This is a genomic window from Oscillochloris sp. ZM17-4, assembly GCF_019599295.1.
In the GTDB taxonomy this organism is placed as follows: Bacteria; Chloroflexota; Chloroflexia; order Chloroflexales; family Chloroflexaceae; genus Oscillochloris.
On the sequence record NZ_JAIEWN010000007.1, the window covers coordinates 144,721 to 151,253 of the forward strand.

Genomic DNA, 6,533 nt, shown 5'->3' on the forward strand with positions numbered 1-6,533 from the left:
GCTCTGGGGTCTGGATGGCTTCGTCGCGGTGAACCCGTTCCTGGGCTTCGTCGACTGGCCGCTGGCCGAGGCGGCGCGGGCCATCGGCGACGGGATCGGGGCGCGGGTGCTGCCCGACATGGCCTTCTACCGCGAGCGCTGGCGGGGCGGGGCCTTCGTGATGGCCGACCTGGTCCACGCGGCCCGCCGGGCCGGACAGGAGCCGCCGGCGCTGGCGGCCATCCTCAGCGGCGCGGCGCCGACCCCGCTGCGGCCCAGCGCGCCGGCCCTCACCTTCGCCGAGCGCCACGACCACGCCCACGGCACGCGCTGGGAGGAGCAGGCCGTGCGCCACGTGGCCCTCTGGTGCGCCGCCCTCGTCCCGCCGGATGGGTCGGCCCCCGCCGGCCTGTACGCCGCCTGGCGCGACGCCGCGCGGGCCGACCGCTCGCTGGAGATCGCCGGGCTGCGCGGCTGGCGGGCCTGGGCGCGCGGCCTGCCCGCGCAGCCGGCGGCGGCCCTCGCCACGGCCCTCGATGCGCTCCAGGTCGCCCCCGCCGAGCGCCCGAGCTACCTCTACCACCTGCTCGGCGGCGTGCTCGGCTGGGCCTCCTACCTGCGCCGCGACACCTGGGCCGCCGGGGACCATGAGCTCGGCCCGCTGCTCGACCTGCTGGCCATCCGGGCCTGCACCGATGCGGCGATAGCGCAGGGGACAGGGCTTGGCATCCCAACCCCCAACCCCCAACTCCCAACCCCCAACTCCCAACTCCCAACCCCCGGCATCGAGGACGAGGATCTGCGGCTGATCTTCCAGGAGGCCCTGGAGGACAGCTATGTGCGCGGGCTGCTCGGCGACATCCGGCCGCCCGCCGCCGCGCCGCAGGGCCGCCCGGACGTGCAGGCGGTCTTCTGCATCGACGTGCGCTCGGAGCCGCTGCGCCGCCACCTGGAGGCCCAGTCGCCCGCCGTCGAGACGCTCGGCTTCGCCGGGTTCTTCGGCGTGGCCCTGGACTGGCGGGCCGACGGGCGGGGCAGCGCGCGCTGCCCGGCGCTGCTCGCGCCCGGCGTGCGGGTGGCCTCGCGGGAGGCCGCCCCAGCATGGCAGCTCGGCACCGCCCTGAAGAAGCTATCCGCCGCGCCGGCCGCCGCCTTCACCTATGTGGAGACGCTCGGCCTGGGCTACGCCCTCGGCCTGGCCGGCGACGCCCTCGGCCGCCTGTCCGCGCGGCGGGCCGACGAGGGCAGCGCGCCGCTCGACCTGGGCGCGATCGCGCCCGAGGCGCGGATCGACCTTGCGGCGGGCATCCTGAAGAACATGGGCCTGCGCGAGCGCTACGGCCGGCTGGTCATGCTCTGCGGGCACGCCGGCCACAGCGAGAACAACCCGCACCAGTCCGGGCTCGACTGCGGGGCCTGCGGCGGCCATGGCGGCGCGATCAACGCCAGAGTCGCGGCGGCCCTGCTGAACGACCCGGCGGTGCGCGCGGCCCTGCCTGGTCGCGGATTCCCCGTGCCGACCGACACCCACTTCCTGCCGGCGCTGCACAGCACCACCACCGACAACGTGCGCCTGCTGGATGTGGATCTGGCCCCGGCCGGCCACCGGGGCGACATGGCGCGGCTGGAGGGCTGGCTGGCCGAGGCCGGCGCCCGCACCCGCGCCGAGCGGTCGGCCGGGCTGGGGATCGCGCCGGGGCCGCAGGGTCTGATCGACCGGCTGATCGGCCGGCGCGCCCGCGACTGGTCGGAGCCCCGGCCCGAGTGGGCGCTGGCCCGCAACGCGGCCTTCATCGCCGCCCGCCGGGGCCGCACCCGCGGCGTAGACCTGGGTGGCCGGGCCTTCCTGCACGAGTACGACTGGACGACCGACCCCGACAGCTCCATCCTGACCCTGATCCTCACCGCTCCGATGGTCGTGGCCTCGTGGATCAACCTGCAGTACTTCGCCTCGACGGTGGATAACGAGCGCTTCGGCTGTGGCACTAAGGCTCTGCACAACCGAGTGGGCGCGCTGGGCGTGGTGCTGGGCAACGGCGGCGACCTGCGCCCCGGACTGGCGCTCCAGTCGGTGCGGGCGGCCGACGGCGGCAGCTACCACGAGCCGCTGCGGCTCCAGGTGGTCGTCGAGGCGCCACAGGAGCGGATCGCGGCGGTGCTGGCCGCGCAGCCCGCCGTGCGCGCCCTCGTCGAGAACGGCTGGCTGCGGCTCTTCGCCCTCGACCCGGCCGGCGGCGGCGCGGCGCGCTACCTGCCCGGCGGGGGCTGGGTGTAGCGATTACCCCATGCGCATCAACGTTAGGGCTGCCGCCCTAAAAGCCGATGGTGCTTTGGCCAAAGCACCAAGACATTCCGAGGAGCCGAGGGCTTACGTTGATGCGCGTCGGCGATCACGCCTGGCCCTGCTCGGGCGCGAGCGGCGCGAGCAGGGTCAGCAGCTCGCCGATCGTGCGGCCGCCCTGGGCCGGGTGGCGCATCGGCTGCTCGGTGTTGATCACATAGCGGTTCTGCCGGCCGACCCGCAGCCGCATGATGTAGCCGCTCTCCTCAAGGTCGCGGATCAGCCGCTGCACCGCCCGCTCAGTGATCCCCACCACCTCCGCGATCTCCTTGGCGGTCATGCGCTGGCTGCGTGCGATGCAGAGCAGCACCTGCGAGTGGTTGGTCAGGAAGGTCCACGTGTGCATTGAGGCGGCTCCACAGGCGGCGCGCGACATACGCCAGGGCTATCGCGAAACATGTATCATACATATTATAGCGCGTGACGCAGGGCTTCAGTCTGTACGACCCTATGTTACACTGAAGAACAAGCAGGCAGAGAGACGATCTACCTACCCCTATCCCTATCCCTATCCCTATCCCTATACCCTGTACCCTGTACCCTGTACCCTATACCCTGTACCCTGTACCCTGTACCCTATACCCTGTACCCTGTACCCTGTACCCTACTATGTCAGACGCCGACATCCCGTTTGCCCGGCTGATCAGCCTGAGCGACGACATCGCGCCGATCGAGTTCCTGCTCAGCGGGCGCGACCACAGCCTGGGCCGCTCGCCCCTGTGCGACATCGTCATCCCGCGCAACAACATCTCGCGGATCCACGCCCGCGTCACCCGCGAGGGACCGCGCTACCTGCTCCACGACGCGGGCAGCGCCAACGGCACCTTCATCAACGGCCTGCCGCTCGGCGCCCCGCACCTGCTCAGCAACCGCGACGGCATCGGCCTCGGCGGCGCCGGCGAGCTGCTGCGCTTCCTCGACCCCGACCCCACCGTCGTCACGGCCAGCCGCCTGCGCATCGACGAGCGCACCCAGACCTTCCTGCTCGGCAGCCTGCCGCTCAGCCTGCCGCCCAACCAGTTCCGCCTGCTCAGCCACCTCTACCGCCACATGGGCAGCCTCTGCACCCGCGAGGAGTGCGCCGAGGCCGTCTGGGGCCGCGACTACGACCCCGGCATGGACGCCGAGTCCCTGGATAAGACGGTCAGCGGCCTGCGCTCCGCCCTGCGGCGCGCGGATGACAGCGCGGCCGGCCTGCTCCAGACCCGCCGCGGCATGGGCTATGTGCTGCTCCCGACCCTATCCGCCGAGGAGTGAGGCGCCGGGGCCGGGTTGTGGTCGCCTAAGACCCGCACATGGTCATTCGCTTATTCGATAGAGATATGGTATACTTGCACCGCTTTACTGACAGAACGCCAGGCTGCGCCGGCCTGCGCGCGATTAACCGGAGGAGGCACTCCAGTGGCGCTTGAGAAAGACGAGAAGGGTACGATCATTGGCGGCTACCAGGTGCATAGCAACGACACCGGATCCCCAGAGGTCCAGGTCGCGCTGCTCACCGAGCGTATCAACCAGCTGATCGATCACCTGCGCACGCACATCCACGATCATCACTCGCGGCGCGGCCTGCTGAAGCTTGTCGGGCGCCGCCGCCGCCTGCTGAACTACCTGGCGAGCCGCGACAAGGATCGCTACCGCAGTGTGATCGAGCGCCTTGGGCTGCGCCGCTAACATTGGAGCCCATGCCCAGCTACCGCGTAGCATACGAGAGCACTGGCGAGCGCGCTCGCCGGTGCTCTTGTGCGTCATGGCGCGGCGGTGGCGGGGCAAGGGCCGCATCAACACGCGTTCTGGGGCCGCGACCCAGACCGGCTTTTTGACAGGGCCGCACCAGCGCCTTCTGGGGCTGCGACCCAGACCGGCTTTTTGTTGGGTGTGGGTGGCTTCGCCACCCACACCAAACAAAAACCTAAAGAACATGTCGTTTGCGAGAGGCCGGAGGATGGCCGTTCGGGATTGGAGCGTGCAAAGGGCCACGTGGCTGTTTGTAGGCTCCAGTACCGAACCCTCCTCCGGCAGCGGCCGGCCGGCGCGCGCCGGCGGCCCGGCCATACTGGCCGAACCCTATGGTACCCGGAGGAATAGATTCAGATGACCGAACGTCACGTTTACACCGTCAGCGCCGAGATCGCTGGCCGCACATTGACCCTTGAGGCCGGCCGGTACGCCGAGCAGGCCGACGGCGCGGTCACGGTGCGCTATGGCGACACGGTGCTGCTCGCCACCGTGGTGGGCGCGAAGGAGCCCCGCGAGGGCATCGACTTCTTCCCGCTCACCGTCGACTACGAGGAGCGGATGTACTCGGCCGGCAAGATCCCCGGCAACTTCTTCAAGCGCGAGGGCCGCCCCACCACCACCGCCATCCTCACCTCCCGCCTGACCGACCGCCCGCTGCGCCCGCTCTTCCCCAAGGGCTACCAGAACGAGGTCCAGGTCATCATCACCACCTTCTCGATGGATATGGTGAACGACCCCGGCCCGATGGCGATCATCGGCGCCTCGGCCGCCCTGGCGATCAGCGACCTGCCCTTCAAGGGGCCGGTCGGCGCCGTGCAGATGGCCCACATCGACGGCAAGCTGGTGGCCAACCCGCCCATGGACGAGATGGAGAAGAGCCGGCTCGACCTGATCATCGCCGGCACCAAGGACGCCGTGCTGATGGTTGAGGCCGGCGCCTTCGAGCTGACTGAAGACGAGATGCTGGATGCCGTGAAGCAGGGCCACGCCGTCTGCCAGCAGCTCTGCGCCATGCAGGAGGAGCTGGTGGCGCTCTGCGGCCGGGCCAAGCGCGAGTTCACCCCCCCGCTGGTCGACACCTCCCTGGAGGAGACGATCAGCGCCTGGATGGGCAAGCGCCTGCGCGAGGCCGTGCGCAGCAGCAGCAAGCAGGAGCGCGAGGAGCGCACCTCCGCCCTCAAGGCCGAGGTCGTCGCCTACTTCAGCGCCGATGAGCCCGAGGAGGAGCTGCCCGCCCGCATCAAGGAGGTCGGCAAGTCCTTCGAGAAGCTGCTCAAGGGCGAGGTGCGCAACGCCATCCTCGATGAGGGCATCCGCGTCGATGGCCGCGCCACCACCGAGATCCGCCCGATCAACGTCGAGGTCGGGGTCATCCCGCGCACCCACGGCACCGGCATGTTCCACCGCGGCCAAACCCAGGTGCTCACCGTCACCACCCTCGGCTCGCCCGGCGAGGAGCAGCGCCTCGACGACCTGGGCATCGAGACGAGCAAGCGCTACATCCACCACTACAACTTCCCGCCCTTCAGCACCGGCGAGGCCAAGCGCATCGGATCGCCCCGCCGCCGCGACATCGGCCACGGCGCCCTGGCCGAGCGCTCGCTGATCGCCGTCCTGCCCAGCATGGACGAGTTCCCCTACACGATGCGCCTCGTCTCCGAGGTGCTCTCCTCCAACGGCTCCTCGTCGATGGCCTCGGTCTGCGGCTCCTCGCTCAGCCTGATGGACGCCGGCGTGCCGATCAAGCGCCCGGTGGCCGGCGTGGCCATGGGTCTGATCACCGACCCCGACGGCCGCTGGAAGGTGCTCACCGACATCCAGGGCCTTGAGGATAACCTCGGCGATATGGACTTTAAGGTCGCCGGCTCGTCTGAGGGCATCACCGGCCTCCAGATGGACATCAAGACCACCGGGATCACCTTCGAGATCATGCGCGAGGCCTTCGCCCAGGCCCGCGAGGCCCGCCTGTTCATCCTCGGCAAGATGAACGCCGTGATCAGCGCCCCCCGCGAGGAGCTCTCGCCCTTCGCCCCGCGCATCATCACGGTGCAGATCCCGGTCGAGAAGATCGGCGCCCTGATCGGCCCCGGCGGCAAGATGATCCGCAGCATCATCGAGGCCACCGGCGCCCAGATCGATGTCGAGGACGACGGCCGCGTCTTCATCGCCACCGCCGACGGCGAGGCCGCCAAGAAGGCCGTCGCAATGGTCGAGGGACTCACCCGCGAGGCCAAGATCGGCGATGTCTTCCTGGGCAAGGTGGTCAGCATCAAGCCCTTCGGCGCCTTCGTCAACATCCTCCCCGGCAAGGACGGCATGGTCCACATCTCCGAGCTCGCCGAGACGCGGGTGGAGAGTGTCGAGGACGTGCTCCAGCTCGGCGACGAGATCAACGTCATGGTGATCGATGTCGACCGCGTGAGCGGCAAGATCAGCCTCAGCCGCCGCGCCATCCTCTCCGGCGAGTCGGCCGAGG

Annotated in this window: 5 protein-coding genes; 4 read left to right on the forward strand and 1 reads right to left on the reverse strand. The window is 70.1% G+C overall.

Annotated features, from left to right (window positions below):
* A partial coding sequence (locus tag K2Z83_RS08310) for a DUF2309 domain-containing protein (RefSeq protein ID WP_220594710.1) occupies window positions 1–2,254 on the forward strand: 2,254 nt, incomplete at its 5' end.
* 115 nt (window positions 2,255–2,369) lie between these two features.
* Here the strand turns inward: K2Z83_RS08310 and K2Z83_RS08315 are convergent.
* Complete coding sequence (locus tag K2Z83_RS08315; protein WP_220594711.1) at window positions 2,370–2,666, reverse strand: winged helix-turn-helix domain-containing protein; 297 nt, start codon at window positions 2,664–2,666, stop codon at window positions 2,370–2,372.
* A gap of 263 nt (window positions 2,667–2,929) precedes the next feature.
* On the opposite strand from K2Z83_RS08315, the gene K2Z83_RS08320 reads away from it, so the two are divergent.
* The 3 genes from K2Z83_RS08320 to pnp all read left to right on the forward strand — a co-directional run.
* The gene (locus tag K2Z83_RS08320) at window positions 2,930–3,577 is read left to right on the forward strand and encodes an FHA domain-containing protein (RefSeq protein WP_220594712.1); all 648 of its coding nucleotides are present in this window, start codon (window positions 2,930–2,932) and stop codon (window positions 3,575–3,577) included.
* A gap of 144 nt (window positions 3,578–3,721) precedes the next feature.
* Complete coding sequence (rpsO, locus tag K2Z83_RS08325) at window positions 3,722–3,991, forward strand: 30S ribosomal protein S15 (RefSeq protein WP_220594713.1); 270 nt, start codon at window positions 3,722–3,724, stop codon at window positions 3,989–3,991.
* Window positions 3,992–4,411: 420 nt separating this feature from the next.
* Window positions 4,412–6,533: polyribonucleotide nucleotidyltransferase (gene pnp / locus K2Z83_RS08330; RefSeq protein ID WP_220594714.1), on the forward strand; the 2,122-nt coding region annotated here is incomplete at its 3' end.

Coding starts and splice junctions, on each gene's coding strand:
- K2Z83_RS08315 (WP_220594711.1), bottom strand. CDS start 2,666: ATGCACACGTGGACCTTCCTGACCAACCACTCGCAGGTGCTGCTCTGC.
- K2Z83_RS08320 (WP_220594712.1), top strand. CDS start 2,930: ATGTCAGACGCCGACATCCCGTTTGCCCGGCTGATCAGCCTGAGCGAC.